Consider the following 1,917-nt stretch of genomic DNA (forward strand, 5'->3'; position numbering starts at 1 on the left):
AAAGTTACGTCATTTGCCATATCACCTATATCCCTTTATCTGAAGTTTATTAGGAACTCATAACGCCCTGTTAAGGGGTGAGCAACGCGTGGCATTTTCACTATGCGTTGGTTTTAGTGTTTAAGGTGGTATGCTGCGCTTTGCGTATAGCGTTGCTCACCCCTTAACAGGGCGTTATGAGTTCCTAATAAACTTCAGATAAAGGGATATAGGTGATATGGCAAATGACGTAACTTTCCATGAGTGTATGCATTGAAAAGGAGCAGGAACTTGCACATCAGGGAAAGATGGAGGTTCATGTGCAATTTGTGCAAGGCGTAATTTTATTCTCAAACATACTCCAGCTTATGGGTTAGTTTGTTCAGTATGCAAAGGACATTGCAATATAGAGCCAATGTCTTCAAGGTTAAAGAACCGTACTGGTCCAATCATTGCTCTATACATAATATCAACAGCGATAATGATGACTGTAGTAGGCAGCAAAGAACACTTCTCTGAAGTTTTGGCGTTTGTAGGTACATTAACTGGTGCTGTGACAGGCTTCTATTTCAGTGGAAAACGAAACTCATAACAATCTGTTTAAGAGTGATTCGCAACGCTTGGCATTTTTACTATGCGTTGCGTTTAGTGCTTAAGGTGGTATGCGGGAGCTTCGGTATTGCGTTGCTCACACCTTAACAGGGCGTTATGTTCTAGAGGGAATATGGGACTAAAAAGGATTAATCACTACGTTGAAGTTTTACCCAAAATGTTTGCCGGTTGGCGGATGGGGGAAGACCTCGAAACATTGTCTGAGCTGCCCAATGGTGTCTTGTGTATTAACTTGCTCGATGGAACAGTTTCACATTCGATTGTTGGTGAGCTAGAACTGTATATTTCCAATGAGCTATCAGCTTGGTTTAGAAGCGAAGCTATAAAGGAAAATATCGACTTATCAAAGTTATTGAAAGCTTGTTTAACAGTTGAAGTAGATACGGATAGAGTAAAAACCATTAAAAAACGTGTAGTGTTGTTTAATTTTGACTGCACAGCTCATGTAGCAACTGTGAATAAGGTCTATGAAAGTAGGCTTTCGGAAGTAACTAGGTGGCATACGAGGCTACGAACATAACAAGGCGTTTAAGGCGGATTCACAACGCTTGGCGCTTTCAGTTCCAGTCAGGTTTAGTGTTTAAGGTACAATGGTTTAGGTTTGGTGGTTGGCGTTGTTCACCACTTAACGCGGCGTTATGTGTTTAATCTGAGTCGCAGATTCCGTTTCATTTCTAGACATGAACAATTCATCCCGCAATACTAACTCAATTGAATATGGAGGTTAGTAATGAACAGTTTATTGGAAGAACTGATCAAACAGGGATATAAGGCTAAATCTGAAGCAAACCGAATTAGTATTCGCCTGTCATGGGCTACAATGCCAGTCCTGATCACTCGAAATATAAAAAGTAATACGTATGAATTAAAGTTACAGTATTGGCGGTATATTATTTTAGTTGTGGCGTTTTCATTTAATGCTCTTATTGGCATCAATCAGGACAACTCTGTAAGTTACATTGTATGGGGTGCCTTATCACTTCTATACTTGGCTTCCGGATTTCTAGTTCATCACAAAACTAAGGATCTACGAAGTTATGTGGATTCTCTTAATTGTACACATAACAAATTACTTAACAGGGACTCCTAACGCTTGGCAGCTTCAGTCGCAATTTCAGCTCCGTGTTTATGGCACAATATTCGAGTTGGGTGGTATAGCGTTATCGCCCGTTAGTAAGGCGTTAAGAAGCCCTTTTAAATTTAGTGCCACTTCCCACGTGTGTCGCGGAGCTGCACTATGGTTCCACAGCGTGCATCGTTGCCATGGTAAGCATTGAGCTTCGGGCTGTTTAAGTAGGATGCTTGCGCCAATAAGCCGATCGGCGT

Annotated in this window: 3 protein-coding genes; 2 read left to right on the plus strand and 1 reads right to left on the minus strand. The window is 41.2% G+C overall.

Annotation, left to right across the window (positions count from 1 at the left end; translation table 11 throughout):
* Positions 1-394: 394 nt before the first annotated feature.
* Positions 395-571, plus strand: coding sequence for a hypothetical protein (locus QTO00_RS19025; RefSeq protein ID WP_155394588.1), 177 nt, complete (start codon positions 395-397; stop codon positions 569-571).
* Between the two features lie 132 nt (positions 572-703).
* Positions 704-1,111, plus strand: a complete 408-nt coding sequence (locus QTO00_RS19030) for a hypothetical protein (RefSeq protein ID WP_039485495.1) — start codon at positions 704-706, stop codon at positions 1,109-1,111.
* 606 nt (positions 1,112-1,717) lie between these two features.
* Here the strand turns inward: QTO00_RS19030 and QTO00_RS19035 are convergent.
* Positions 1,718-1,917: hypothetical protein (locus tag QTO00_RS19035; protein ID WP_331426152.1), on the minus strand; the 200-nt coding region annotated here is incomplete at its 5' end.

The sequence above is a fragment of the Vibrio sp. M260118 genome (assembly GCF_036533755.1).
Taxonomy (GTDB): domain Bacteria; phylum Pseudomonadota; class Gammaproteobacteria; order Enterobacterales; family Vibrionaceae; genus Vibrio.